At 72.0% G+C, this 26,122-nt stretch carries 20 protein-coding genes; 10 read left to right on the forward strand and 10 right to left on the reverse strand.

The window, feature by feature from the left end; translation table 11 throughout:
• Positions 1–30: 30 nt before the first annotated feature.
• From ACIBCU_RS01225 to ACIBCU_RS01235, 3 genes are all read right to left on the reverse strand, one after another.
• A complete protein-coding gene (locus tag ACIBCU_RS01225) occupies positions 31–1,713 on the reverse strand; it encodes a DEAD/DEAH box helicase (protein ID WP_399228404.1) in 1,683 nt (560 codons plus the stop codon).
• Positions 1,714–1,910: 197 nt separating this feature from the next.
• Positions 1,911–2,114 (reverse strand): cold-shock protein, encoded by a 204-nt coding sequence (locus ACIBCU_RS01230; RefSeq protein ID WP_015607926.1) that lies wholly within the window; start codon positions 2,112–2,114, stop codon positions 1,911–1,913.
• Positions 2,115–2,613: 499 nt separating this feature from the next.
• On the reverse strand, positions 2,614–3,156 hold the full coding sequence (locus tag ACIBCU_RS01235; protein WP_399228406.1) for a pyridoxamine 5'-phosphate oxidase family protein: 543 nt from the start codon (positions 3,154–3,156) through the stop codon (positions 2,614–2,616).
• A gap of 182 nt (positions 3,157–3,338) precedes the next feature.
• Between ACIBCU_RS01235 and ACIBCU_RS01240 the strand changes: the two genes are divergently transcribed.
• The 3 genes from ACIBCU_RS01240 (at position 3,339) to ACIBCU_RS01250 (ending at position 6,593) form a co-directional block, all read left to right on the forward strand.
• On the forward strand, positions 3,339–4,253 hold the full coding sequence (locus ACIBCU_RS01240; RefSeq protein WP_399228408.1) for a rhomboid family intramembrane serine protease: 915 nt from the start codon (positions 3,339–3,341) through the stop codon (positions 4,251–4,253).
• A gap of 243 nt (positions 4,254–4,496) precedes the next feature.
• A complete protein-coding gene (locus tag ACIBCU_RS01245) occupies positions 4,497–5,237 on the forward strand; it encodes a dienelactone hydrolase family protein (protein WP_399228410.1) in 741 nt (246 codons plus the stop codon).
• Between the two features lie 102 nt (positions 5,238–5,339).
• Positions 5,340–6,593 carry an SLC13 family permease gene (locus ACIBCU_RS01250; RefSeq protein ID WP_399228413.1) on the forward strand — a complete coding sequence of 418 codons (1,254 nt, stop codon included), beginning with the start codon at positions 5,340–5,342 and terminating at the stop codon, positions 6,591–6,593.
• Positions 6,594–6,704: 111 nt separating this feature from the next.
• On the opposite strand, the gene ACIBCU_RS01255 is transcribed toward ACIBCU_RS01250, so the two are convergent.
• The 3 genes from ACIBCU_RS01255 to ACIBCU_RS01265 all read right to left on the reverse strand — a co-directional run bounded on the left by ACIBCU_RS01255 (position 6,705) and on the right by ACIBCU_RS01265 (position 13,883).
• Complete coding sequence (locus ACIBCU_RS01255; RefSeq protein ID WP_362941757.1) at positions 6,705–8,165, reverse strand: glutamate synthase subunit beta; 1,461 nt, start codon at positions 8,163–8,165, stop codon at positions 6,705–6,707.
• Positions 8,158–12,717 carry a glutamate synthase large subunit gene (gene gltB, locus ACIBCU_RS01260; protein WP_362941754.1) on the reverse strand — a complete coding sequence of 1,520 codons (4,560 nt, stop codon included), beginning with the start codon at positions 12,715–12,717 and terminating at the stop codon, positions 8,158–8,160. Before gltB ends, ACIBCU_RS01255 begins: the two co-directional genes overlap by 8 nt.
• A 434-nt stretch (positions 12,718–13,151) precedes the next feature.
• The gene (locus ACIBCU_RS01265; RefSeq protein ID WP_362941751.1) at positions 13,152–13,883 is read right to left on the reverse strand and encodes a VIT1/CCC1 transporter family protein; all 732 of its coding nucleotides are present in this window, start codon (positions 13,881–13,883) and stop codon (positions 13,152–13,154) included.
• 223 nt (positions 13,884–14,106) lie between these two features.
• Between ACIBCU_RS01265 and ACIBCU_RS01270 the strand changes: the two genes are divergently transcribed.
• The 7 genes from ACIBCU_RS01270 (at position 14,107) to ACIBCU_RS01300 (ending at position 21,971) form a co-directional block, all read left to right on the forward strand.
• Positions 14,107–15,261 (forward strand): ADP-ribosylglycohydrolase family protein, encoded by a 1,155-nt coding sequence (locus tag ACIBCU_RS01270; RefSeq protein ID WP_399228417.1) that lies wholly within the window; start codon positions 14,107–14,109, stop codon positions 15,259–15,261.
• Between the two features lie 65 nt (positions 15,262–15,326).
• Positions 15,327–16,583, forward strand: a complete 1,257-nt coding sequence (locus ACIBCU_RS01275; RefSeq protein WP_362941775.1) for an ADP-ribosylglycohydrolase family protein — start codon at positions 15,327–15,329, stop codon at positions 16,581–16,583.
• The gene (locus ACIBCU_RS01280; RefSeq protein ID WP_399228419.1) at positions 16,519–17,715 is read left to right on the forward strand and encodes an ADP-ribosylglycohydrolase family protein; all 1,197 of its coding nucleotides are present in this window, start codon (positions 16,519–16,521) and stop codon (positions 17,713–17,715) included. The genes ACIBCU_RS01275 and ACIBCU_RS01280 overlap by 65 nt, the downstream gene beginning before the upstream one ends.
• A complete protein-coding gene (locus ACIBCU_RS01285; RefSeq protein ID WP_399228421.1) occupies positions 17,712–19,079 on the forward strand; it encodes an ADP-ribosylglycohydrolase family protein in 1,368 nt (455 codons plus the stop codon). Before ACIBCU_RS01280 ends, ACIBCU_RS01285 begins: the two co-directional genes overlap by 4 nt.
• Complete coding sequence (gene rbsK, locus ACIBCU_RS01290; RefSeq protein WP_362941739.1) at positions 19,076–19,960, forward strand: ribokinase; 885 nt, start codon at positions 19,076–19,078, stop codon at positions 19,958–19,960. Before ACIBCU_RS01285 ends, rbsK begins: the two co-directional genes overlap by 4 nt.
• On the forward strand, positions 19,957–21,153 hold the full coding sequence (locus tag ACIBCU_RS01295; protein ID WP_362941736.1) for a CoA transferase: 1,197 nt from the start codon (positions 19,957–19,959) through the stop codon (positions 21,151–21,153). The genes rbsK and ACIBCU_RS01295 overlap by 4 nt, the downstream gene beginning before the upstream one ends.
• The gene (locus ACIBCU_RS01300; RefSeq protein WP_362941733.1) at positions 21,150–21,971 is read left to right on the forward strand and encodes a CoA ester lyase; all 822 of its coding nucleotides are present in this window, start codon (positions 21,150–21,152) and stop codon (positions 21,969–21,971) included. The genes ACIBCU_RS01295 and ACIBCU_RS01300 overlap by 4 nt, the downstream gene beginning before the upstream one ends.
• 78 nt (positions 21,972–22,049) lie before the next feature.
• On the opposite strand, the gene lgt is transcribed toward ACIBCU_RS01300, so the two are convergent.
• From lgt to trpB, 4 genes are all read right to left on the reverse strand, one after another.
• Positions 22,050–23,021, reverse strand: coding sequence for a prolipoprotein diacylglyceryl transferase (gene lgt / locus ACIBCU_RS01305; RefSeq protein ID WP_362941730.1), 972 nt, complete (start codon positions 23,019–23,021; stop codon positions 22,050–22,052).
• Between the two features lie 104 nt (positions 23,022–23,125).
• Positions 23,126–23,938 (reverse strand): thioredoxin domain-containing protein, encoded by an 813-nt coding sequence (locus ACIBCU_RS01310; protein ID WP_362941727.1) that lies wholly within the window; start codon positions 23,936–23,938, stop codon positions 23,126–23,128.
• Between the two features lie 75 nt (positions 23,939–24,013).
• A complete protein-coding gene (gene trpA / locus ACIBCU_RS01315) occupies positions 24,014–24,826 on the reverse strand; it encodes a tryptophan synthase subunit alpha (protein ID WP_362941724.1) in 813 nt (270 codons plus the stop codon).
• On the reverse strand, positions 24,823–26,103 hold the full coding sequence (gene trpB / locus ACIBCU_RS01320) for a tryptophan synthase subunit beta (protein WP_362941721.1): 1,281 nt from the start codon (positions 26,101–26,103) through the stop codon (positions 24,823–24,825). Before trpB ends, trpA begins: the two co-directional genes overlap by 4 nt.
• Positions 26,104–26,122 lie beyond the last annotated feature (19 nt).

A 26,122-nucleotide genomic window follows, 5' to 3' on the forward strand; every position in this document is an offset into this window, starting at 1 on the left:
ACCGGATGGACCGGTCACCGCACCCTGTGGTCACGCCGCCCTGCGGCCACGGCCGGGAGCGCTGCCGCGCCCGGTGGATCCGGCCCGGCCGGCACCGGCGCCGCGCGCGGATCCGCCCGCGCCGCCGGCACCGCCACGGGCCGCGCCGCCGCCGGAGCCGCCACGCGCTCCGCCGCCCGCACCACCGCGGGCCGCGCCGCCGGCGCCGCCTTGTGCGGCGCCCGACCCCGCGCCCGTTCCGCCGCGCCGGCCGCGTCCGCGGCTGCCCGAGCGGAACGATCCGCCGGCCGCCGCACCCGCACCCGCACCGGAGCCGCGCGTACGCGGCTTGGGCTGGGTCGGCTGCGGCACCTCGATGACGATCGCGACGCCGGACGGCTCACGGGCACCCGTGATCCGGCTGAGCTCGTCGTCGCTGGACTTGATCCGGGTGGTGCGCGGCGCGATGCCCGCGTCCTGCATCAGCCGGGTCATCTCGCGCTTCTCCTCGGGCAGCACGAGCGTGACGACGCTGCCGGACTCCCCGGCGCGCGCGGTGCGCCCGCCGCGGTGGAGGTAGTCCTTGTGGTCGGTCGGCGGGTCCACGTTGACGACCAGGTCGAGGTCGTCGACGTGGATGCCACGGGCCGCCACGTTCGTCGCGACGAGCGCGGTGACCTGCCCGTTCTTGAACTGGTCCAGCGTCCGGTTGCGCTGCGGCTGGGACCGGCCGCCGTGCAGGGCGGCGGCCCGCACGCCGCTGGCGAGGAGCCGCTTGGCGAAGCGGTCGGCGGCACGCTTGGTGTCGACGAACATGATCACGCGGCCGTCACGGGCGGCGATCTTCGTGGCGACGGCCTTCTTGTCCGTCTCGTCCAGAACGTGGAGCACGTGGTGCTCCATCGTGGTGACCGCACCGGCGGACGGGTCCACGGAGTGCACGACCGGGTCGGTGAGGAACATCTTGACCAGCCGGTCGATGTTCTTGTCGAGGGTCGCGGAGAACAGCATCCGCTGGCCGTCCGGCTCGACCTGCTTGAGCAGTGCGACGACCTGCGGCATGAAGCCCATGTCGGCCATCTGGTCGGCCTCGTCGAGGACGGTGATCGCGACCTCGTCGAGCCGGCAGTCGCCGCGCTCGATGAGGTCCTTGAGCCGGCCCGGAGTGGCGACGAGCACCTCGGCGCCGCGGCGCAGCGCGCCGGACTGCCTGCTGATCGACATGCCGCCGACGACGGTGGCGACGCGCAGGTTGACGGAGGTGGCGTACGGGGTCAGCGCGTCCGTGACCTGCTGGGCGAGCTCGCGGGTGGGGACGAGGACGAGTGCCAGCGGTGCGTGCGGCTCGGAGCGGCGTCCGGCGGTGCGGGCGAGGAGTGCCAGGCCGAAGGCCAGGGTCTTCCCCGAGCCGGTGCGGCCGCGGCCGAGGATGTCCCGGCCGGCCAGCGAGTTCGGCAGGGTGGCGCCCTGGATGGGGAAGGGGTCGGTCACGCCCTGTGCGGCGAGGGTCTTCAGCAGCGCGGCGGGCATGTCCAGGTCGGCGAAGGCGTCGACGGCGGGCAGCGCGGGGGTCAGGGTCTCCGGCAGGGCGAACTCGCCGCCCTGGGCGGGCGCGGGCCTGCGGCGGGCCGGTGCCTTGCCGGATCCTCGGGTGTTCGCCTGCGGCCGGTCCGTGCCGCGGCCCCTTATCGGGCGGTTGCGGGCGGGTCGGTCCTGGTGTTCGGAGCGGGTCATACGGAATTGCCCTCCTGGGGGATTCCTGGGGTTACTGCCGACTGCTGTGGACTGCTTGATGTGCGCCCCAGGATGCAAGCACAGAGCAGGTGTCCCGGTTGCGGAACCGAACCGGGAAAGGATGAGTCGGAAACAGCACAAACCGGGGCCCGCACCTTCACGGTGCGGGCCCCGGTCGCGAGGTACGCGTCCGGCGATTAGGCCGGGACGATGTTCTCCGCCTGCGGGCCCTTCTGGCCCTGCGTGACGTCGAAGGAGACCTTCTGGCCCTCCTGGAGCTCACGGAAGCCCTGGGTGGCGATGTTCGAGTAGTGGGCGAAGACGTCGGCGCCGCCGCCGTCCTGCTCGATGAAGCCGAAGCCCTTTTCCGAGTTGAACCACTTCACGGTTCCAGTAGCCATGTCATTCTCCTAAAAGAGGTGCAGTGCCGGAAATCCGCACTTTACGAATTCCAAGTCGCCGCATTGAGCCCCATCCGGAGAAAGCCGGAAAACAATAAAGCGCCTGAGGAGGGTTCCCGTCAGGCGCACATAAAGTTCATGGGTACCAAAACTGCAACTCGGCAACCGTAGCACGTTCTGTCGGCGGGCGGCAGATCACTCCGCCCCCGGCGCGCCGTGGGATCTGCTGACCAGCAGGGTGGCGGGGACTGTTCATGACCGGTTCCGGAATCGTTCCCGGATGCTTCCCGCCCTGTTCCCCCAAGGGCCGGGCACCCTCCGGCGGGCGACGGAGGGCATCGTTCCGCCGGGCGGTCCATGAGGGGGCCGGGCGTCCTCGTCCGGGAGTCAGGTTCACCTGGATGCCGTATCGGCACGCTTCCGGCCCTCGCGCCGCCCGGCGGCCGGATCCACGGCAGGCGTTACGCCGAACGGGTAGCCCGGCCCAGGGCCGGCCGGGTCAGCCCTCCCGTACCGGACTGTCGTCGTTACCCCTGCGCAGGGTGCGCAGGGGGTGGCCGGGGCGCCAGACCTGCACGACGAGGTCGTCGCCGTCGATACCGGTGCGGACCACCTCGGTGGGTTCGGCGCGGAAGAGGAGGAAGGGCTCCGGCGGGGCCGCCTCATTGACGAAGCGTGCCAGCACGGCGGCGTCGGTGACCTCCACCGCCCGACCGGAGATGCGTACGTCCCCGTCGGCCATCTCCGCGTCCGGCCCCGGGTTGGCGTGGACGGCGAAGCGCGGGTCCCGCCGCAGGTCCAGTGCCTTGCGGGAGCCGGGCATCATGCCCAGCCACAGCGCGTCCATGCGGAAATCCACCTCCAGTCCGGTGACCCGGGGGGAGCCGTCCACGCGAAGGGTCGCGAGGACGTGGTGCTTGTACAGCTGGAACCGTTTCCGCACGGTGTCGGCGAAGGCCGGTTCCGCCGTGCGGAAGTCCTGCCACGAAGCGGGCGTCACGTTCGGTGTCATGGGTTCCATCGAACCCCGTAAACCGGACATCCTCTGTCGTGTTTGTTCGCGTGTCACCGGAACGGACGCCCCTGGCCCGGCTCACCGCCTGCCGGGGACCTGAGTTCCGGGCGCTGGTCCCCCGCCCCAGGTGTGCTCCGCCTCACCCGCGTTCGCTATCTTGAGCGCCGCCGCCCCCTGCGGCCCTCCGTCCACGAATGAAGGAGCCGGCCATGACGGCCGCCGCCACCACGTGTTATCGCCACCCGTCGCACGAGACGTATGTGCGCTGCACACGCTGCGACCGGTATATCTGCCCCGACTGCATGCGTGAGGCGTCCGTGGGGCACCACTGCGTGGAGTGCGTGCAGGAGGGGCAGCGCTCGGTCCGGCAGGCCCGCTCGCTGTTCGGCGGCGCGGTGCCGAGCGCCGCGACACCGGTCGTGACGTATGTGCTGATGGCGCTGAACATCGTCGCGTACGCCGTCGAGGTCGTACGGTCCGGGACGGTGGACCGGTTCGGGATGCTCGGGGCGGCGCTGGTCGGGCCGGACGGCGAGCTGTACGTGTACGAGGGCTGGACCGCGCCCGGTTTCGAACTGACAGGGGTGGCCGACGGGGAGTGGTACCGGCTGCTGACGGGCGCGTTCCTGCACCTCCCGCCCGACGCGTCGTTCGGCGTGATGCACCTCGTCTTCAACATGCTCGCCCTGTGGAATCTGGGCCGGATCGTGGAGGGCCAGCTCGGCCGGGTGCGTTACCTCGCGCTGTACCTGCTGTCCGCGGTGGGCGGTTCGGTGCTGGTGTACCTGGTCTCGCCGGAGACACCGGCGGTCGGCGCGTCGGGCGCGATCTTCGGCCTGGCGGCGTCCTTCTACGTCATCAACCGCCGTCTGGGACGGGACATGGGGCCGGTCAACCGCTTCATGGCGGGGTTCCTGCTCTGGATGGTGATCTCCGCCGTGTTCACCTCGTGGGAGGGCCACCTCGGCGGGCTGCTGACCGGCGGCCTGGTGACGTACGGACTCGCGTACGCCCCGGCGAAACTGCGGACGTCTGCCGCGCAGCTGGCCGGCGGGGCGGTCCTGGTCGTGCTGCTGGCGGCGGTGGTCGCCGTACGGACGGCTTCCCTGACGGGTGCGGCCTGACAGGGACGGTGCGCCCAGAGGAACTGGGGGCTGGCACGGGTCCTGCTCGGTGGACTACGTTGTGCCGCGATGACTACCGGGACGGCCTTGCGCCACACACGGATCGGTGACCCGGCGCTCCCCTGAGCGCTGTACGGGCCTACGCGGGCCCGCACCGGAACCGAGGGTCCGACTCCACCGCGCGGGCTCCGCCTCCTGTCGTGCTGACCACAGCTCGACACGTCGACCACGACAGGAGAACTCATGCGCACCGAGGCACGGACACTGCACATTCCCACCGCGGACGGCCGGGCCGACGCCTTCGCCGCCTTCCCCGAAACCGGTGAGCGGCACCCTGGGGTACTGATGTACCCGGACGGCTTCGGTATCCGGCCCGTGCTGCGGGACATGGCCCGCGAGCTGGCGGGACACGGGTACTACGTGCTCGTCCCCAACCTCTTCTACCGGCACGGTCCGGCACCGGTGATCGAGCTCCCCGAGCACATCGGGGAGGAGGCCAGGCCCGCGGTCTTCGCCCGGCTGATGCCCTTGATCGAGGCGCACACTGCGGAACGCACCCTGAGCGACGCCGACGCCTACCTCAGCTTCCTCACCGGCCGGCCCGAGGTCGGCACCGGACCGGTCGGGGTGACGGGTTACTGCATCGGCGGGCTCGCGGCGGTGCGCACCGCCGCGGCCCACCCCGGACGGGTGGCCGCCGTCGCCGCGTTCCACGGCCCCGTGGGCGCCGACGGACCCGGCGGCCTCGCCGGGCTGACCGCCCAGGTCCACTTCGGCCACGCCGAGGGCGACATGACGCCCGAGTCCCTCGGCGAGCTCGACCGGGCCCTGGAGAAGACGGGCGTCGGCTACACCTCCGAGATCTACCCCGGCACCGTGCACGGCTTCACCATGTCCGACACCGACGCCTTCGACCCTGCCGCGCTACGGCGTCACTGGGACCGCCTGCTGCCCCTCCTGGGACGCACCCTGTCCGACGGCTGAGGCTCCGGGGCCCGCGGCCCTCTCTCCGTCCGGCCCGGGGGGCGACCTGACGGCGAACTCGCCGGTCCATGGCGTGAGTCCGCCTTCTGGGATCATCGTCCCATGGCGAGAGATCTCTGGGCGGGGGAACCCGGGGCCGACGGGCCCGGGGAGGGCCCGCGCGGCCTTCTCCGGCGGCTGCACCCGATCGACTGGCTGGCGGGCGTCCTGCTGGTCCTGGGGCTGCTCGCGGTGGTGACGGGGCTGCTGCCCCCGGAGCCCGCCGCGGACGAGATGCGGCGTGTCGGTCCGCTGGTGGTGTTCCTGGGCACCGTCATCGTGATGGCCGAACTGACGGGCCGGGCCCAGGTCTTCGATGTGGTGGCGGCCTGGGTGGCGCGGGCGGGGCGGGGGCGCTATCCGCTGCTCTTCGGGCTGTGCGTGGCGTTCGCCTCGCTCACCACGATCACGCTGAATCTGGACACCACGGCGGTGCTGCTCACCCCGGTCATGCTGGCGCTGGCCGCCCGGGTGGGGATCGCGGCGGTGCCCCTGGCGATGACGACGGTGTGGCTGGCCAACACGGCGAGTCTGCTCCTGCCGGTCTCGAACCTGACGAACCTCCTGGCAGCGGACCGGGTGGCGCTCTCGCCGTCCGGCCTCGCCGCGGTGATGTGGCTGCCCCAGCTCGCGTCGATCGCCGTGACGGCGGCCTGCCTGTGGGTCTTCTACTGGCGGCGTGGCCGGCGCGGCGAGGGCCAGGACCGCTACACCCCGCCGGAGGCGCCGGTGGCCGGGGATCCCGTCCTGCTGCGGATCTGCGCGGTGGCCTGTGCGGGTTTCCTGCTGGCGATCCTGGTGGCGGACGTTCCGCTCTGGTCGGTGTCGCTGACGGGGATGGTGGTGGTCGTGGTGGCGTTCGCCGTACGGCGCAGGCAGGAGCTGCGGCTGTCGCTGGTGCCGTGGCGGCTGCTGGTGCTGGTCCCGGGGATGTTCCTGGTGGTGGAGACGGTCGAAGCGCACGGCCTGCACGAGTTGCTGGAGTCGGCGCTGGGCTCCGACAACGGCTTCCTGGGGATGCTGCGGTCGGCGGCGGTGGGGGCGGGGCTGTCGAACGTCCTGAACAACCTGCCGGCGTATCTGGCGGGCGAGGCGGTCGTCCCGGCGGAGAACCACGAGCAGCTGCTGGCTCTGCTGATCGGCGTCAATGTGGGGCCGCTCGTCACCCCGTGGGCGTCGCTGGCGACGCTGCTGTGGTTCGAGCGGTGCCGCCGGCACGGGACGCCGATCGCCATGGGCCGTTTCGTGGGGACCGGTCTGCTGCTGTCGGTGACGGGCACGCTGGCCGCCGTGTCCGCGCTGGCGCTGGCCGGCTGAGGCCGGCGGTGCGCGGACGCGCCGCGGCGCCCGCCCTTGTCCGGTCGGGGACGGGGGCGGGCGCCGCGTTCAGTTCCGTACGCCGTTGTACGGGACGTCTGTGTGCCGTGGTCAGACCGTCAGGGAACGGTCCGTCGGGCGGATCGGGGCGTGCAGGGCACTGGTCCCGGTCAGGAAGCGGTCCACGCCGCGCGCCGCGGAGCGGCCCTCGGCGATGGCCCAGACGATGAGGGACTGGCCGCGGCCCGCGTCACCGGCGACGTAGACGCCGTCGACGTTGGTCGCGTAGTTCTCGTCGCGTGCGATGTTGCCGCGCTCGTCGAGGTCGAGGCCGAACTGCTGGACGAGGCCGTTGGCCTGGTCGGTGCCGGTGAAGCCCATGGCCAGGGTGACGAGCTGGGCGGGGATGACGCGCTCCGTGCCGGCCTTCTGCTCCAGCTTGCCGTCCTTGAACTCCACCTCGATGAGGTGGAGGGACTGGACGTTGCCGTCCTCGTCGCCCTCGAAGTGGGTGGTGGAGACGGAGTAGAGCCGCTCGCCGCCCTCCTCGTGCGCGGAGGTGACCTTGTAGAGCATCGGGAAGGTCGGCCAGGGCTGGTTGGCGTTACGCTCCTCGCCCGGCTGCGGCATGATCTCCAGCTGGGTGACGGAGGCCGCGCCCTGCCGGTGGGCGGTGCCGACGCAGTCGGCGCCGGTGTCGCCGCCGCCGATGACGACGACGTGCTTGCCCTCGGCGGTGATCGGGGAGACCGTCAGGTCACCCTCCTGCACCTTGTTGGCGAGCGGGAGGTACTCCATCGCGAAGTGCACGCCCTTGAGGTCGCGGCCCGGGACGGGCAGGTCGCGGGAGACGGTGGCACCCGCGGCGATGACGACCGCGTCGTAGCGGCGGCGGAGCTTCGCGGCGTCGAGGTCCTTGCCGATCTCCACCTCCGTGCGGAACTTGGTGCCTTCCGCGCGCATCTGCTCGATGCGGCGGTTGATGTGCGACTTCTCCATCTTGAACTCGGGGATGCCGTAGCGGAGGAGTCCTCCGATGCGGTCCGCGCGCTCGAAGACGGCGACGGTGTGGCCGGCGCGGGTCAGCTGCTGGGCGGCGGCGAGTCCCGCCGGGCCGGAGCCGATGACCGCGACGGTCTTGCCGGAGAGGCGCTCGGGCGGCTGCGGGGTGACGTCGCCGCTGTCCCACGCCTTGTCGATGATGCTGACTTCGACGTTCTTGATGGTGACGGCCGGCTGGTTGATGCCGAGGACGCACGCCGACTCGCAGGGAGCGGGGCACAGGCGGCCCGTGAACTCCGGGAAGTTGTTCGTGGCGTGCAGGCGCTCGGACGCCGCCGACCAGTCCTCGCGGTAGGCGTAGTCGTTCCACTCGGGGATGAGGTTTCCGAGCGGACAGCCGTTGTGGCAGAACGGGATGCCGCAGTCCATGCAGCGGCCGGCCTGCTTGCTGATGATCGGGAGCAGCGAGCCCGGAACGTAGACCTCGTTCCAGTCCTTGACACGCTCGCCGACGGGGCGGGTCTCGGCGACCTCGCGTCCGGTGGTCAGGAAGCCCTTGGGGTCAGCCATTGGTCGCCGCCTCCATCATCTTCTCGGTGGTCTCCTGCTCGGAGAGACCGGCGAGCTCAGCGGCGTCCTTGGCGGCGAGCACTGCCTTGTAGGTGGACGGGATGATCTTGCTGAAGCGGGTGACCGCGGAGTCCCAGTCGGCCAGCAGCTTCTCGGCGACCGTGGAGCCGGTCTCCTCCTGGTGGCGGCGCACGACGTCGTGCAGCCACTGCCTGTCGGTGTCGTCGAGGAGCTCTACGGCACCGACGTTGCCGGTGTTGACGTTGTCGAGGTCGAGGTCGATGACGTACGCGATGCCGCCGGACATGCCTGCGGCGAAGTTGCGTCCGGTCTCACCGAGGACGACGGCGTGGCCGCCGGTCATGTACTCGCAGCCGTGGTCGCCCACGCCTTCCGAGACGACCGTGGCACCGGAGTTGCGGACACAGAAGCGCTCGCCGGTCCGGCCGCGGAGGAAGAGCTCGCCGCCGGTCGCACCGTAGCCGATGGTGTTGCCGGCGATGGTGGAGTACTCGGCGAGGTGGTCGGCGCCGCGGTCCGGGCGGACGATGACGCGGCCGCCGGAGAGGCCCTTGCCGACGTAGTCGTTGGCGTCGCCCTCCAGTCGCAGCGTCACACCGCGCGGTACGAACGCGCCGAAGGACTGGCCGGCGGACCCGGTGAAGGTGATGTCGATGGTGTCGTCGGGCAGGCCCGCACCGCCGAACTTCTTGGTCACCTCGTGGCCGAGCATGGTGCCGACGGTCCGGTTGATGTTGCGGATCGCGATCTGCGCCCGGACGGGCTGGGCGGCCTCGGCGCTGTCGGCGCCCAGGGCGTCGGCGGCGAGCTTGATCAGCTCGTTGTCGAGGGCCTTGGCCAGTCCGTGGTCCTGCTCGGCGATCTGGTGGCGCACCGCGCCCTCGGGGAGCTCGGGCACGTAGAAGAGGGGCTCGAGGTCGAGGCCCTGCGCCTTCCAGTGGGTGACGGCCCGGTCCGTGTCGAGGAGTTCGGCGTGGCCGACGGCCTCCTCGATCGTGCGGAAGCCGAGCTCGGCCAGGATCTCGCGGACCTCTTCGGCGATGAACTCGAAGAAGTTGACGATGTACTCGGCCTTGCCGGAGAACCGGTCGCGGAGGACGGGGTTCTGGGTGGCGATGCCGACCGGGCAGGTGTCGAGGTGGCAGACGCGCATCATGACGCAGCCGGAGACGACGAGCGGCGCGGTCGCGAAACCGAACTCCTCGGCGCCCAGCAGAGCGGCGATGACGACGTCGCGGCCGGTCTTGAGCTGGCCGTCGGTCTGGACGACGATGCGGTCGCGCAGGCCGTTGAGCAGCAGGGTCTGCTGGGTCTCGGCGAGGCCGAGCTCCCAGGGGCCGCCCGCGTGCTTGAGGGAGGTGAGCGGCGAGGCGCCGGTGCCGCCGTCGTGGCCGGAGATGAGCACGACGTCCGCGTGGGCCTTGGAGACACCCGCGGCGACCGTGCCGACGCCGACCTCGGAGACCAGCTTCACGTGGACGCGGGCCGCCGGGTTGGCGTTCTTGAGGTCGTGGATCAGCTGAGCCAGGTCCTCGATGGAGTAGATGTCGTGGTGCGGCGGGGGCGAGATCAGGCCGACGCCCGGGGTGGAGTGCCGGGTCTTGGCGACCCACGGGTAGACCTTGTGGCCGGGCAGCTGGCCGCCCTCGCCGGGCTTGGCGCCCTGCGCCATCTTGATCTGGATGTCGTCCGCGTTGACCAGGTACTCGCTGGTGACACCGAAGCGGCCGGAGGCGACCTGCTTGATGGACGAGCGGCGTGCCGGGTCGTAGAGACGGTCGGAGTCCTCGCCGCCCTCACCGGTGTTGGACTTGCCGCCCAGCTGGTTCATGGCGACGGCGAGCGTCTCGTGCGCCTCCTGGGAGATGGAGCCGTACGACATGGCGCCGGTGGAGAAGCGCTTGACGATATCGGCGGCGGACTCGACCTCGTCGATGGAGATCGGCTCGCGGCCGCTCTTGAAGCCGAAGAGTCCGCGGAGCGTCATGAGGCGCTCGGACTGCTCGTTGACCCGTCCCGTGTACTTCTTGAAGATGTCGTACCGGCGGTTGCGGGTGGCGTGCTGGAGTCGGAAGACCGTCTCCGGGTCGAACAGGTGCGGCTCGCCCTCGCGGCGCCACTGGTACTCGCCGCCGATCTCCAGCGCGCGGTGCGACGCGGAGATGCCGGAGGCGGGGTACGCCTTGGTGTGCCGGGCGGCGACCTCCTTGGCGACGACGTCGAGTCCGGCGCCGCCGATCTTGGTGGCGGTGCCGTTGAAGTACTGCGCGACGAAGGCCTCGTCGAGGCCGACGGCCTCGAAGACCTGGGCGCCGCGGTAGGAGGCGACGGTCGAGATGCCCATCTTGGACATGACCTTCAGGACGCCCTTGCCGAGGGCGTAGATCAGGTTGCGGATGGCCAGCTCGGGCTCGATGCCCTCGATGAACGTACCGGCGCGGACGAGGTCCTCGACGGACTCCATCGCGAGGTACGGGTTGACGGCGGCGGCGCCGTAACCGATGAGCAGCGCGACGTGGTGGACCTCGCGGACGTCGCCGGCCTCGACCAGCAGGCCCACCTGGGTGCGCTGCTTGGTGCGGATGAGGTGGTGGTGGACGGCCGAGGTGAGCAGCAGCGAGGGGATCGGTGCGTGCTCGGCGTCGGAGTGCCGGTCGGACAGGACGATGAGGCGGGCGCCGTCCTCTATGGCGGCGTCGACCTCGGTGGTGATCTGCTCGATCCGTGCGGCGAGTGCCTCGCCGCCGCCGCTGACGCGGTAGAGGCCGGACAGGGTCGCGGCCTTCATTCCCGGCATGTCGCCGTCGGCGTTGATGTGTATGAGCTTGGCCAGCTCGTCGTTGTCGATCACGGGGAAGGGCAGCGTGACCGCGCGGCAGGCGGCGGCGGTCGGCTCCAGGATGTTCCCCTGGGGGCCGAGCGTGGAGCGCAGCGAGGTGACGAGCTCCTCGCGGATGGCGTCCAGCGGCGGGTTGGTGACCTGGGCGAAGAGCTGGGTGAAGTAGTCGAAGAGCAGCCGGGGGCGCTCGGAGAGCGCGGCGATGGGCGAGTCGGTGCCCATGGAGCCGAGGGGTTCGCCGGCGGTGCGGGCCATCGGGGCGAGGAGGACGCGGAGCTCTTCCTCGGTGTAGCCGAAGGTCTGCTGGCGGCGGGTGACCGAGGCGTGGGTGTGGACGATGTGCTCGCGCTCGGGGAGGTCCTCGAGCTCGATCTCGCCGGTTTCCAGCCACTCCTCGTACGGGTTCTCGGCGGCCAGGGACGCCTTGATCTCGTCGTCCTCGATGATGCGGTGCTCGGCGGTGTCGACGAGGAACATCCTGCCGGGCTGGAGGCGGCCCTTGCGGACGACCTTGGCCGGGTCGATGTCCAGGACGCCGACCTCGGAGGAGAGGACGACGAGGCCGTCGTCGGTGACCCAGTAGCGGCCGGGGCGCAGGCCGTTGCGGTCGAGGACCGCGCCGACCTGGGTGCCGTCGGTGAAGGTGACGCAGGCCGGGCCGTCCCAGGGCTCCATCATCGTGGAGTGGTACTGGTAGAAGGCGCGGCGGGCCGGGTCCATGGAGGCGTGGTTCTCCCATGCCTCGGGGACCATCATCAGCACCGAGTGCGGCAGGGAGCGGCCGCCGAGGTGGAGCAGCTCCAGGACCTCGTCGAAGGAGGCGGAGTCGGAGGCGTCCGGGGTGCAGACGGGGAAGATCCGGTCGAGCTGCGCCTCGCCGAAGAGGCTGGAGGCGAGCTGGGACTCGCGGGCCTTCATCCAGTTGCGGTTGCCCTTGACCGTGTTGATCTCGCCGTTGTGCGCGACGAAGCGGTACGGGTGGGCGAGCGGCCAGCTGGGGAAGGTGTTGGTGGAGAAGCGGGAGTGGACCAGCGCGACCGCGGTGGCGAAGCGGCGGTCGGAGAGGTCCGGGAAGAACGGCTCCAGCTGCCCGGTGGTGAGCATGCCCTTGTAGACGATCGTGCGTGCGGAGAGCGAGGGGAAGTACACCCCGGCCTCACGCTCGGCACGCTTGCGCAGGACGAATGCCTTGCGGTCCAGGACGATGCCGGTGCTCTCGCCGTCGGCGACGATCAGCTGGCGGAATTCGGGCATCGTGGCGCGGGCGCCCTTGCCGAGGATGTCAGGCGTGACCGGGACCTCGCGCCAGCCGAGGACGTCGAGGCCCTCTTCGGCGGCGATCTTCTCGATCTTCTTGACGGAGTCCGTGGAGTCGTCCGCGGGGAGGAACGCGATGCCGACGGCGTAGGAGCCGGCCTCGGGGAGCTCGAACGCGGCCTCTTCGCGGAGGAAGGCGTCCGGGACCTGAAGGAGAATGCCGGCGCCGTCACCCGAGTCGGGCTCGGATCCGGTGGCGCCGCGGTGTTCGAGGTTGCGCAGTACGGTCAGCGCCTGCTCGACCAGCTCATGGCTGGCCACACCGGTCAGAGTGGCCACGAACCCGACACCACAGGCGTCGTGCTCGTTACGGGGGTCGTACATCCCCTGCTGGACAGGGCGACCGTCCATGGGCGACCAGGCGTCGGAACGCATTGGCTCTCCCGTCGTCGTCGTGGCATGTGCTGTGCCGAGGGACGACGCTGGCCCTCTGCGAAATTTCGTGCAGGTTACATGATGGAACGCTTCTCAAAAAGCGAATAGCCCGTTCCAACATGCGGACACCACGGAGCCGTGGTGCGGGTGGGTCACGATCGGAAGGATCATTGTGGATCACTGTCCGGAGAGACCGCAGAGAGCAGGCGTCGTTGCCCGCGAGTGTCTACGGCTCTTGCCCAGCGGTCATGGAATCGAAACCGCTGAGTAACGGCTACTTATGTGTAGCACTGCATAGCGTCTCATTTTACGGGGGGTATACCCGATCCGCCCAGTGACGTGCGTCAAGACGTACGTCACACAGGTGCAACAACGCAAGGGTGCCCGGGAAGTCCCGTCCGGCGGGCCGGGATCCCGGGCACTCCCCGGCGGCCTCAGCCGACGGCCACACCGAAGAGCGCTCCCAGGCCGTACGTGATCGCCGCGGCGGCCCCGCCGAGCACGAGCTGGCGCAGTCCGCTGAACCACCAGGTGCGTGCCGTCACCCTGGCCACGACAGCCCCGCAGCCGAAGAGACCGGCCAGGGCGAGGAGCACGGCGGGCCACATCTCGGTGGCGCCGAGCAGATAGGGCAGCACGGGCAGCAGGGCGCCCAGGGCGAAGGCGACGAACGAGGACAGGGCGGCGACGAGGGGCGAGGGCAGGTCGCCCGGGTCGATGCCCAGCTCCTCGCGGGCGTGTATCTCGAGCGCCTGCTCCGGGTCCCTTGACAGCTGGCGCGCGACCTCCTGGGCGAGGGCGGGCTCGACGCCGCGGGACTCGTAGAGCGCGGCGAGTTCCCGCATCTCGTCCTTGGGGTGCTTGCGCAGCTCGCGCCGCTCGACGGCGAGCTCGGCCTCGACGAGCTCGCGCTGCGAGGCGACGGAGGTGTACTCCCCCGCGGCCATCGAGAACGCGCCTGCGGCGAGCCCGGCCAGGCCGGTGATGACGATGGTCTGCTGGGAGACCGCCCCTCCGGCGACGCCCGTCATCAGGGCGAGGTTGGAGACGAGGCCGTCCATGGCGCCGAACACCGCGGGCCGCAGCCAGCCGCCGTTGACGTCACGGTGCGTGTGGTTGTCCCGGTGGGCCTCGTGCAGTACGGCGTCGGTCTCGATGATGGACACAGCTCTCCCCTTTTCCGGGAGCGGTCCCCAAGTCGCGCTTCCCGCTCCGCACCGTCGAAAGTACGCACGAAAAAGGCCTCCCGCCAGCAAGGAAGGCCGAACTTACCTGCCTCACGGGCGTCACCCAAGCGGCCGATTTGTACGAAATACGAGCCTCTCTCCGGCTCGATCGGGGAAACCTCTCATATCCGGTTGTTCCGGGTGCGAGTGAAGGGTCGACACGATGGAGCTCATGGCGGACGGTCCGGCGGCGGGTACGGGTGACCGGGCGCGGGGGGCGTTGCTGGGACTCGCGGTGGGGGACGCGCTCGGCGCACCGGCGGAGAACATGCGCCCGTCCGAGATCCGCCGCCGCTGGGGCCGTATCGAGGGTTTCGTCAGCGACGATCCGGCGGGGACCGACGACACCGAGTACGCGATCTTCTCCGGGCTGTTGCTGGCCAGGCACGGATCGGCGCTCACCGTCTCGCATGTCGAACGGGCCTGGCACCACTGGATCGCGGATCTGGACGAGGGCCCGTTCCGGGGAGCCGGATTCAGCGAGCGCGGGACGCTGGAGAATCTGCGGCGCGGGCTGGCCGCCCCTATCTCGGCGCAGCACCGGCACGCCTGGAGCGACGGTCTCGCGATGCGGGCGGCGCCGTTCGGGGTGTTCGCGGCGGGCCGTCCCGCCGAGGCCGCCCGTCTGGTGGCGGTGGACGGCCGGGTGAGCCATGACGGGGAGGGCATCTACGGCGGTCAGGCGGTCGCGGCCGGGGTGGCGGCCGCGATGGTGGGGGCGGGGCTGGCCTCGGTGATCGCGGCCGCGCTCTCGGTCGTGCCCATGGACTCCTGGACGGCCCGTTCGCTGCGCCGCGCGGTCACGGCCGCGCAGCGCTCGTACCCGGACCGGCTGGCCGGGGAGCGCGCGGTGCGGTCCGCGGTGGTGATCGGCGGCTACCCGTGGACGGATCTGGCGCCGGAGGCGGTGGGCCTGGCCTTCGGCGCCCTCACGGCGGCGCGCGGCGATTTCCGTACGGCGGTGCTCACGGCGGTGAACATGGGCCGGGACGCCGACACCACGGCCGCCGTGGCGGGCGCGCTGGCCGGCGCCCTGCACGGGGTGTCGGCGATCCCCCGGGACTGGGCGGCGGCGATCGGTCCGGTGCGGGGCAGCTGCCTGCCGTCCATGCGGGGCTATCACGTCCTGGACATCGCGGATCTGCTGACCCCGGACGACGGGGAGGACACACCGGCCCCGGACCGGGAGCCCGCCGCCGCCCCCGTCCCCCCGCGGCACGAGCCGCCCGGGGGGCGGCCACCGGGCGGCGCGTGGCACACGCCCGTACGCACCGCCCCGGCCGCTGCGGCCTCCGGTGTCCGGCAGGACGCCCGGTGACCGCCGCTCGCGGCCCCGGGCGGGGCGCGCCCACCGCTCCGGCGGAGTCCGCCTCGCACGTGGCCATCACGATCACCTCCGGGCCGACGGCCGACGCCGGCGCCAGGGGCCGCGGCGCACCGGGCAGGCGGGCCAGGATCGAGGGGCTGCTGCTCGGAATCGCCGCCGGCGACGCGGCCGGGTGGCCGGCCGCGCGGCACCGTGCGGCGCGGATGCCGGAGTGGACGAGGCGGCTCACCAGGGAGCTGGACACCTTCGCGGAGCAGAACGCGACGACGACCCTCCCCGTGCCCATCGCCCTCAACCAGCCGCCCGAGCCGCTGCGGCTCGGCCCGTCCGACGACGCCGAGTGGGCCGCGTTCTCCGCCCGGACCGTGCTGGCAGCCGCGGCCGACCACGCGCCGGACCTCTCCCCCGGCCACCGGATGCGGGACGCGGTCGACCGTTCGTGGAACGCGCTGGCGGCCAAGGTGGCCGCCGCGAGCGCCCGGGCGCCCGAGGTCGAGTCGGCCGTCCTTCCGCTCCGGGCGCGGATCTCCGTACGCGCCGGGCTCGGCAATCTGGCCGCCGGGCTGCGCCCGCCCGCCACCGGCCACGACAATCCGCACTACTTCGACGACGCGGCCTGTGTGCGGGCCGCCGTGCTCGCGGTCGTGCACCCCGGCGACCCGGCGGCGGCGGCCGGGCTCGCCGAGTTCGACGCCCGGTACACGCAGGACGGCGACGGGGTGCATGGCGCCCGCGCGATCGCCGCCGCGATCGCCGAGGCCCTGGCCGGGGCGGACGTCGACACGGTGGTGAACGCCGCGCTCGACCAGCTCCCCGAGGGCACCGAGATCGCGCGCAACGCCGTCCACGCGGTGCGGCTGGCCCGGGAGTTCGCGGACGAGGCGGCGGGCGCCTTCGCGCTCGTCCCCGTGCTGGAGCACCAGATCGTGGACCACGTCTACAGCTACGGGATCGCCGCCGCCGAGACCGTGCCGGTCGCCCTCGCCCTGACGACCGCCGCCCGGGGCGAGTTCGCCCAGGCCGTGCCCGCGGCGGCCTGTCTGTCCCGGGTCGCCGATTCGGCGCCGGCGCTGGCCGGCGCCCTGACCGGGGCGCTGGGCGGGACGGCGACCGTGCCCGAGGGGTGGCGGGAGGCCTGCCGGACGCTGGCCGGGTGCGCGCTGCCCCGGCTCGCCGGTACGGACCTCATCGAACTCGCCGGGCTGCTGGCAGCCACGGAACCGGCCACCCCGGGTGGACAATCCCGACATGGCACACAAAACATCCGCACCGCTCGAGGCCGGCACGACCACCACGACGCTCACCCTGGATGAACGCATCACCGGAGCCCTCGTCGGCGCGGCCGTGGGGGACGCGCTCGGCGGACCCGTCGAGGGCTGGACGCCCGAGCAGATCGCCGAGCGTCACGGCGGCCGGGTGACCGGCGTCGTCGGGCCCTGGTACGGCGACGACTGGCGCACGGCGCGCCCCATCGCCCCGTACCACAAGGGCGACGGGCACGTCACCGACGACACCTTGATGACCCACGCCCTGGTCCGGGTGTACGAGACGGTGCGTGGTCACCTCGACGCGTACTCCGTCGCCGACCACCTCGTCCCGGACCTGATGTCGCGGCCCCGCTGGATCCCGGAGCTGGAGGCCGAGGCGCTCCCCCTGCAGCGGATCTTCCTCGCCGAGAAGTGGATCGTCACCCGGCTGCACTACGGGCACGCCGACCCCCGCGAGGCGGGCTCGGGGAACATCGTCAACTGCGGGGCGGCGATGTACATGGCCCCGGTCGGCCTGGTGAACGCGGCCAACCCGGAGGCCGCGTACGCGGAGGCGCTGGATGTCGCGGGCGCCCACCAGTCCTCGTACGGCCGGGAGGCGGCCGGGGTCCTGGCCGCCGCGGTCGCGGCCGCGTGCGCTCCGGACGCGACCCCCGCCTCGGTCGTAGGAACCGCTCTGGGCCTGGCCAAGGACGGCACCCGGTCGGCGATCGAGGCGGTGTGCGAAGTGGCCGCCCGCTACACGGACTTCGAGTCGGCGCTGGCGCCGCTGCGCGCGGCGGTCGCCCCGTTCGACACGGTGGGGCCCCACTACCGCGACCCCTCGCTGGGTGCCCGGCGGCCCTCCCGGCTGCACTCCATCGAGGAGCTTCCGGTCGCGCTCGGCATGCTGCTCGTCGGCGACGGCGACTACCGGCGCTCGGTGCTCGGCTCGGTCAACTACGGCCGGGACTGCGACTCGATCGCCACGATGAGCGGCGCCCTCGCGGGTGCTCTCCACGGCGAGCAGGGCATCCCCGCGGCCTGGGTGAAGACGGTCGCCGACGCCAGCCGCCTCGATCTGCACGCCCCGGCGCGGGTACTCGCGGAGGTGGCCCGGGAGGTCTTCGCCCGGGACACCGCCCGGCGCCGCGCGCACGAGGCGGCGTTCGCCGTGCTGGCGGGCGACGGCCGGTGACCGTACGCCTGACATGGGTCCAGCCCGAGGACCTGGTGGGCCACGAGCTGCGCCAGGCCGCGCAGGACGGCCGGGACGCCGGGGACATCGAGCGGCGCTGGTACGCGGCGGGCGGTGCTCCCGCCCCGGAGCGTGCGGGGGCCTCGGAGCCCGCCGCGCCGCGCCGGCTGCGCGCGCTCGCCGGGGAGCTCCTGGACGAACTCGCCCTGCTGGAGTGCCCGTCGGCCGAGGACGAGCCGGCCGGCCTGTCCGGGATCCGGGCCGCGTGCCCGCGCTGGCCCGCCTCGCGCGCCCGCCCGGTGCCCTTCGGGCCCGACCGTCTGCACGCGGCCTGGCTGGGGCGGGCCGCGGGCTGTCTGCTGGGCAAGCCGGTCGAGAAGCTGCCCCTGGCCGGCATCCGCGCCCTGGCCCGCGCCACCGGCAACTGGCCGCTCACCACCTGGTTCACCGCCCGGGGACTGCCCGGAGAACTGGCCGCCGCCTACCCGTGGAACCGCCGCTCGGCACCCACCTCCCTCGCCGAGAACATCGACGGGATGCCGGAGGACGACGACCTCAACCACCCGTTGCTGACGGTGCTGCTGCTCCAGAGGCACGGTCACGGGTTCAGGACGTCCGACCTGGCCCGGCTGTGGCTCGACGAGCTCCCGGCGGGCCGTGTCTTCACCGCTGAGCGGATCGCGTACCGCAATCTGCTCGACGGGATCGAGCCGCCGGACACCGCGCGCCACCGCAACCCGTTCCGGGAGTGGATCGGCGCCCAGATCCGGGCCGATGTGCACGGCTGGACGCATCCTGGCGACCCGGGGGCCGCCGCGGAACAGGCCCACCGGGACGCGGTCCTCACCCATACGGCGAACGGGGTGTACGGCGCGATGTTCACCGCCGCCGCCCTCGCCGAGGCCGCCGGCGGCGAGACGGACGTGCACGGCTGTCTCGCCGCCGGGCTGCGGGTGGTGCCGCCCCGGTCCCGGTACGCGCGCGCGGTACGCCTCGGTGTCCGGGCCGCCCGCGAGGAACCCGACTTCGACACGGTCGTGGATCGCCTCCACGACGCGTACGGCTCCACCCACCACTGGGTGCACGTCCTGCCCAACGCGGCGTTGCTCGCCGCCGCCCTCACGCACGCGGACGGGGACTTCGGCCGCTCGGTCTGCTGTGCGGTGTCCGGCGGCTGGGACACCGACTCGAACGGCGCGACGGCCGGTTCGCTCGCGGGCCTGCTGGCCGGGCGGCCCTCCGCACTGCCCGACCGGTGGACCGCCCCGCTCAAGAACCGCCTCGCCACCTCCGTCCCCGGCTTCGACTCCATCGGCTTCGACACCCTCGCGGAACTGACCCATCAGGAGGTATGCCGCCCATGACAGCCATCGCTGTGCTCGGCAGCACCAATATGGACCTGGTCGCCTACGTCGCCCGGGCTCCCGGACGCGGGGAGACCGTCACCGGAAGGGAGTTCCGGACCGTCCCCGGCGGCAAGGGGGCCAACCAGGCCGTCGCCGCGGCCCGCGCGGGAGGCGAGGTCGTGATGATCGGGGCGGTAGGGACCGATGAGTACGGCTCGTCGCTCCGGACGAACCTGGAGCACGCCGGTGTGGACACGGACCTGCTGCACACCGTCGCCGGGCCCAGCGGCACCGCGCACATCGTCGTCGACGACGAGGGGTCCAACGCGATCGTGGTGATCCCCGGTGCGAACGGCACCGTGACCGCGCTGGGCCCCGGGGAGAGAGCCGCCGTCGCCGCGGCCGGCCTGCTCCTCCTCCAGCTGGAACTCCCGCTCTCCGTCGTGGTGGAGGGAGCGCGGACCGCGAAGGCCCGGGGTGTGCGGACGATCCTCACCCCCTCCCCCGTGCAGCCCCTGCCGTCCGGACTCCTGGACGACGTCGACCTGCTGATCCCCAACGAGCACGAGGCCGCGGCGCTCACCGGATGCGTGGAACCGCACGCCGCGGCCCAGATCCTGCTGCGCCAGGTCCCCGAGGTCGTGATCACGCTCGGCGGAAAGGGGTGCCTGTACGCCGCACGCGGCGGCGAACCGGTCCTCTTCCCCGCCCCCGAGGTCACCGCCGTCGACACGACCGGAGCCGGGGACACCTTCGTCGGCACGCTCGCCGTGGCGCTCGGCGAGGGCCGGTCCGTGCCGGAGGCGCTGGCCTGGGCGTCCTCCGCCGCGGCGCTCTGTGTGCAGAAGCCGGGCGCCTCCACGTCCATGCCGTACCGAAGCGAGATCGATGCCCTATGAGTACGACGACCGCTCCCCTCTCCGGCCTGCGGGTCCTGGATCTCGCCACCCTCTTCGCCGGGCCCCTCGCGGCCACCATGCTCGGAGACTTCGGGGCCGAGGTCATCAAGGTCGAGCATCCGCGCAAGCCCGATCCCTCGCGCGGTCACGGCCCCGCGAAGGACGGCATCGGCCTGTGGTGGAAGCTGCTCGGCCGGAACAAGCGCACGCTGACCCTCGACCTGTCCGCCCCGGGCGGCCGGGACGTGCTGCTGAGGCTGGCCGCGGACACCGATGTGATCATCGAGAACTTCCGGCCCGGGACCCTGGAGCGCTGGGGCCTGGGCTGGGAGGAGCTCCATGCCGTCAACCCCCGGCTGGTGCTGGCCAGGGTCACGGGCTTCGGGCAGACCGGCCCGTACGCGCACCGGCCCGGCTTCGGCACGCTCGCCGAGGCGATGAGCGGCTTCGCCGCCGTCACCGGGGAGCCCGACGGGCCTCCGACCCTGCCACCGTTCGGCCTGGCCGATTCGATCGCGGCGCTCGCCACGGCGTACGCGGTGATGACGGCGCTGTCCGGGCGCGACCTCACCGGGCAGGGCCAGGTGGTGGACATGGCGATCATCGAGCCGATCCTCACCGTGCTGGGGCCGCAGCCGCTCTGGTACGACCAGCTCGGGTACGTCCAGCCGCGGACCGGGAACCGCTCCCGGAACAACGCCCCGCGCAACACCTACCGCACCTCCGACGGCCACTGGGTCGCCGTCTCGACCTCCGCCCAGTCGGTCGCCGAACGCGTGATGCGGCTGGTGGGGCGCCCGGAACTGATCGAGGAACCGTGGTTCTCCGCCGGGACGACCCGCGCCGAGCACGCCGACGAACTCGACGAGGCGGTGGGCCACTGGATCGCCCGGCGCACGAGGGAGGAGGCGGTGGACGCCTTCGAGAAGGCCGAGGCCGCGATCGCGCCGATCCACGACGTTCGGGATGTGATGGAGGACCCCCAGTACCGGGCGCTGGGCACGATCACCGAGATCGACGACCCCGAGCTGGGGCCGCTGCGGATGCAGAACGTGCTCTTCCGGCTCTCGGAGACTCCGGGGGCGATCCGCTGGGCCGGCCGGCCGCACGGAGCGGACACGGACGAGATCCTGGCGGAGCTCGGCCTCTCCGCCCCCGCGGTCGCGGCGCTGCGGGACGAGGGGGCGCTGTGAGCGGTCCGGCGGTGGCGCTGACCTGGCTGTACGTTCCCGGGGACCGGCCCGAGGTGGTCCGCAAGGCGCTCGGCTCGGGCGCGGATGTGGTGATCATCGACCTGGAGGACGCCGTCGCACCGGACCGTAAGGAGTACGCGCGGTCGGCGACGGCGGAGCTCCTCTCGGACCCGGTCACGGCGGACCCGATGGCGGTGCCGGTCCATGTCCGGGTCCACGGCGAGGACGACGTGAAGGCGCTGGCGGGGCTGGCGGGGCTGTCCGGGATGCGGCTTCCGAAGATCACCCATGCGGCGTCCGTGCACCATGTCGCGGCCCTGGCCCCGGGTGTGCCGCTGTATCCGCTGCTGGAGTCGGCACTGGCGATCGAGCACGCGTACTCGATCGCGGGGGCGCATCACTCCGTACGGGGTGTGGCGCTGGGCGAGGCGGACCTACGGGCGGATCTGGGGGTGCGCGACGACGCCGGTCTCGACTGGCCGCGCAGCCGTGTGGTGGTCGCCGCCCGGGCGGCGGGGCTGGACCCGCCCGTGATGTCGGTGTACACGGATGTCCGGGACCTGTCGGGGCTGCGGTCGTCCTGTGCGCACGGGAGGGATCTCGGGCTGCTCGGCCGGGCTGCGATCCATCCCCGGCAGCTGCCGGTGATCGAGCGGGCGTTCCGGCCGACGTCGCGGGAGGTGGAGGCGGCGGAGCAGATCGTGGAGGCGTCCCGGACGGAGGCGGGGGCGCAGGCCCTGCCGGACGGGAGGTTCGTCGACGCGGCCGTGGTGGCGACCGCGGAACGCACGCTCGCGTTGGCGCGCTCGCACCGATGAGGCCCGTACATGGGCGAAGGGGCCGCCGGACCGTGGTGGTCCGGCGGCCCCTTCGCGATGTGTGCGGGGCGGGGAGCGTCAGCTCCTGTCGGCCTTCTGCGGGGTCCCGTCGGCCTCGGGGGCCGGCGGGTCGGCCTCCTCGGTGGTCCCGGAGGCGGTCTCCCCGGAAGCGGATTCCTCGGAGCCGGTCTCCCCGGAGGCGTCGGCGTTCTTCTCGCCGTCCTTGGTCAGGCTCACCGCGGCGGGCTCGACGATCTCCTCGCGGCCGGGGCGCACCTTCGCCGAGATCACGATGTAGACGACGGCGAGCACGAACACGATGATCGCGGTCCACACGTTGAGCCGGAGGCCCAGCACGTGGTGCGCCTCGTCCACGCGCATGTACTCGATCCATCCGCGGCCCGCGCAGTACGCGGCGACGTACAGCGCGAAGGCCCGGCCGTGTCCGAGCTTGAAGCGGCGGTCCGCCCAGATGACCAGGAGCGCGACACCGACGCACCACAGGGACTCGTACAGGAACGTCGGGTGGTAGGTGCCCTCGACCCGGTTCGTGCCCTCGCTGATCTTCAGCGCCCAGGGGACGTCGGTCGGCTTGCCGTACAGCTCCTGGTTGAACCAGTTGCCCCAGCGGCCGATCGCCTGGGCGAAGGCGATACCGGGTGCCAGTGCGTCCGCCCAGGCCGGGAGCGGGATCCCACGGCGGCGGCAGCCGATCCAGGCACCGACCGCGCCGAGCGCGATCGCGCCCCAGATGCCGAGGCCGCCCTCCCAGATCTTGAAGGCGTCCACCCAGTTCTCACCGTCGCTGAAGTACAGCTGGTAGTCGGTGATCACGTGGTAGAGCCTGCCGCCGACCAGGCCGAAGGGCACGGCCCAGACGGCGATGTCGGCGACGGTGCCGGCTTTGCCGCCTCTGGCGACCCAGCGCTTGTTGCCGAACCAGACGGCGACGAAGACACCGATGATGATGCAGAACGCGTAGCCGCGGAGCGGGATCGGGCCGAGCTCGATCACGCCGGTCGACGGGCTGGGGATGAAGGCAAGGTTCATGACGGGGTCGACGCTACCTTGCCGGACGGGACGTACGGCAAGCCGTCCGGCAACTTCTGGGTAACGGGGCCCCGGCGGAGTACCCCCGGAGCCACGGGCGCGATCTAAGGGGTGGCGCCGACCGTGCCCGGCTTCTTGCCCTTGTTGGCCTCGGCGACCCACTTCTCGAGGTTGGCGACGGAGATCTGTTCGTTCCCCTTCTTCGGGAAGATCGACTCGCCGTTGAGCAGCGCGGTCGGTGTGCCCTGGAAGCCGCCTTCGGTGAACGCCTTGCTGGACTTCTCGACCCAGCTGTCGTGCGTGCCGTCCTCCACACAGCTGCGGAAGGCGGGCGTGTCCAGGCCCTTCACCTTGCCGGCCAGCTCGATCAGCTTGCTGTTCTCACCGAAGGCGTCGTCGGTCTCGGCGGGCTGATTGCGGAAGAGGGTGTCGTGGTACCGGGCGAACTTGCCCGCGTCCTGGGCACACGCGGCCGCGTTGGCCGCGCGCAGCGAACCGCTGCCGCCGAGGTTGCCGTCGATGATCGTGGCCAGGTGGTACTCCACCTTGAGCCGGCCGCTGTCGGTGAGCTCCGTGATCGTGTCGCGGAAGGTGTTCTCGAACTGGGCGCAGACCGGACAGCGGAAGTCCTCCCAGATCGTGAGCGTGGACGGCGCGTCGTCGGCCCCGACCTGGAGGGCGAGGCCGTCCTTGCCCATCGCCCCGGACGGGGTGACGGCGGGCCCTGCCTCGCTGTCCTTGTCGTTCTTGCCGGCGTTGGCCGCGATCACACCGATCACGGCTGCCAGCGCCAGCACGCCCACCACGGCGGTGGAGACGATCAGCGTGCGGCGACGGCGGTCCCGCGCCCGGTCCTGCTCACGCTGCTGGGCCAGCCGGTCGCGCGCGACTCTTCTACGGTCTTGGTTCTCGCTCACACCGCGCAAACGAACCGGGGAGGCACGTCAGCGCCTCCCCGGTCCCAGGTCCACCCGTACGGATGACGCCCGCTGTCAGCGCTTTCGAACGCCTTCGGCCAGTTCGGCCGCCAGCGCGCGGACGGCGGCGAGACCTGCGGCCTCGTCCGGGGCGTCCAGCATCCGCTTGACGAAGGCCGAGCCGACGATGACGCCGTCGGCGAAGCCGGCGACCCGCTGGGCGTGCTCACCGGTGGACACGCCGATGCCCACGCAGACGGGCAGGTCCGTGGTGGCGCGGGTGCGCCGCACCAGGTCCTGGGCCTGCTCGCCGACCGATTCGCGGGTGCCGGTGACGCCCATCAGCGAGGAGGCGTACACGAATCCGGAGCCCGCGGCCGTGATGGTGGCGAGGCGCTCGTCCTTGCTGCTCGGGGCGACGACGAAGACGGTGGCGAGACCGTGCTTCTCGGCGTGCTCCCTCCACAGCGCGGACTCCTGGACGGGCAGGTCGGGCAGGATGCACCCGGCCCCGCCCGCCTCGGCCAGCTCGGCGGTGAAGCGTTCCACGCCGTAGCGGTCGATCGGGTTCCAGTACGTCATGACGAGGATCGGCGCGCCCGTGGCCTCGTGCGTCTCACGGACCGTACGCATGATGTCGGCGATCTTGAGGCCGCCGCGCAGCGCGATGTCGTCGGCGGTCTGGATGACCGGCCCGTCGAGCACCGGGTCGCTGTGCGGGAGCCCGACCTCGATGACGTCGGCGCCTCCCGCGACGGCGGCCTTGACGGCGGCGATGCCGCCGTCGACGGTCGGGAAGCCGCCGGGCAGGTAGGCGATGAGCGCCGCCCGGTCCTCGGACGCCGCCTTGGCCAGCGTCGATTCGAGAAGCTCTCGGTTGCCGCTCACTTGGTGACCTCTTCCTCTCCGTCGGCCACATCGGCCTCGACGACCGCGTCGGCGCCGTCGTACAGCCCGAAGTACCTCGCTGCCGTGTCCATGTCCTTGTCGCCGCGGCCCGACAGGTTGATCAGGATCAGCCCGTCCGGGCCGAGCTCCCGTCCGACCTCCAGTGCCCCCGCCAGCGCGTGCGCGCTCTCGATGGCCGGGATGATCCCCTCGGTGCGGGAGAGGAGGCGCAGCGCCTGCATGGCGTCGTCGTCGGTGACGGCGCGGTACTCGCCGCGGCCGATGTCCTTGAGGTAGGCGTGCTCGGGGCCGATGCCCGGGTAGTCGAGTCCGGCCGAGATCGAGTAGGGCTCGGTGATCTGCCCTTCCTCGTCCTGGAGGACGTAACTGCGGGAGCCGTGCAGGATCCCGGGCTCGCCCGCGGTCAGGGTCGCCGCGTGCTCGCCGGTCTCCACACCGTGTCCGGCGGGTTCGCAGCCGATCAGCCGGACGCCCGCGTCCGGGATGAAGGCGTGGAAGAGGCCGATGGCGTTGGAGCCGCCACCGACGCAGGCGACCGCGGCGTCCGGCAGCCGGCCGGTGCGCTCCAGGATCTGGCGGCGGGCCTCGACGCCGATCACCCGGTGGAAGTCGCGGACCATCGCCGGGAAGGGGTGCGGTCCGGCGACCGTGCCGAAGAGGTAGTGCGTGCGGTCCACATTGGCGACCCAGTCGCGGAACGCCTCGTTGATGGCGTCCTTGAGGGTCCTGGAGCCGGACTTCACGGCGACGACCTCGGCGCCGAGCATCCGCATGCGCGCCACGTTCAGCGCCTGCCGCTCGGTGTCGATCTCGCCCATGTAGATGGTGCACTCGAGCCCGAAGAGGGCGCAGGCCGTGGCGGTGGCGACGCCGTGCTGACCCGCTCCGGTCTCCGCGATGACGCGGGTCTTGCCCATGCGCTTGGTGAGCAGGGCCTGGCCGAGCACGTTGTTGATCTTGTGCGAGCCGGTGTGGTTGAGGTCCTCACGCTTGAGGAAGACGCGGGCGCCACCGGCGTGCTCGGCGAAGCGCGAGACCTCGGTCAGCGCGCTGGGCCGGCCCGTGTAGTCGACCATGAGCTGGTTGAGCTCGGCGGCGAAGGCCGGGTCCGCCTTGGCCTTGTCGTATTCGACGGCCACCTCGTCCACGGCGGCGACCAGCGCCTCCGGGATGAACTTGCCACCGAACGCACCGAAGTATCCCTCGGCGCTGGGGATCAGACCCTCGGGGTCCGGGATGAAGAAGTCGGACGACATGCGACGTGCTCCTCAAATC

Origin of the sequence: Streptomyces sp. NPDC051064, from assembly GCF_044455985.1 — a bacterium.
GTDB lineage: Bacteria > Actinomycetota > Actinomycetes > Streptomycetales > Streptomycetaceae > Streptomyces.

Excerpts from the sequence above, each read along its gene's own strand:
- ACIBCU_RS01225 (WP_399228404.1), bottom strand. The coding sequence starts at position 1,713 with ATGACCCGCTCCGAACACCAGGACCGACCCGCCCGCAACCGCCCGATA.
- ACIBCU_RS01230 (WP_015607926.1), bottom strand. The coding sequence starts at position 2,114 with ATGGCTACTGGAACCGTGAAGTGGTTCAACTCGGAAAAGGGCTTCGGC.
- ACIBCU_RS01235 (WP_399228406.1), bottom strand. The coding sequence starts at position 3,156 with ATGTCCGGTTTACGGGGTTCGATGGAACCCATGACACCGAACGTGACG.
- ACIBCU_RS01240 (WP_399228408.1), top strand. The coding sequence starts at position 3,339 with ATGACGGCCGCCGCCACCACGTGTTATCGCCACCCGTCGCACGAGACG.
- ACIBCU_RS01245 (WP_399228410.1), top strand. The coding sequence starts at position 4,497 with ATGCGCACCGAGGCACGGACACTGCACATTCCCACCGCGGACGGCCGG.
- ACIBCU_RS01250 (WP_399228413.1), top strand. The coding sequence starts at position 5,340 with ATGGCGAGAGATCTCTGGGCGGGGGAACCCGGGGCCGACGGGCCCGGG.
- ACIBCU_RS01255 (WP_362941757.1), bottom strand. The coding sequence starts at position 8,165 with ATGGCTGACCCCAAGGGCTTCCTGACCACCGGACGCGAGGTCGCCGAG.
- gltB (WP_362941754.1), bottom strand. The coding sequence starts at position 12,717 with ATGCGTTCCGACGCCTGGTCGCCCATGGACGGTCGCCCTGTCCAGCAG.
- ACIBCU_RS01270 (WP_399228417.1), top strand. The coding sequence starts at position 14,107 with ATGGAGCTCATGGCGGACGGTCCGGCGGCGGGTACGGGTGACCGGGCG.
- ACIBCU_RS01280 (WP_399228419.1), top strand. The coding sequence starts at position 16,519 with ATGGCACACAAAACATCCGCACCGCTCGAGGCCGGCACGACCACCACG.
- rbsK (WP_362941739.1), top strand. The coding sequence starts at position 19,076 with ATGACAGCCATCGCTGTGCTCGGCAGCACCAATATGGACCTGGTCGCC.
- ACIBCU_RS01295 (WP_362941736.1), top strand. The coding sequence starts at position 19,957 with ATGAGTACGACGACCGCTCCCCTCTCCGGCCTGCGGGTCCTGGATCTC.
- lgt (WP_362941730.1), bottom strand. The coding sequence starts at position 23,021 with ATGAACCTTGCCTTCATCCCCAGCCCGTCGACCGGCGTGATCGAGCTC.
- trpB (WP_362941721.1), bottom strand. The coding sequence starts at position 26,103 with ATGTCGTCCGACTTCTTCATCCCGGACCCCGAGGGTCTGATCCCCAGC.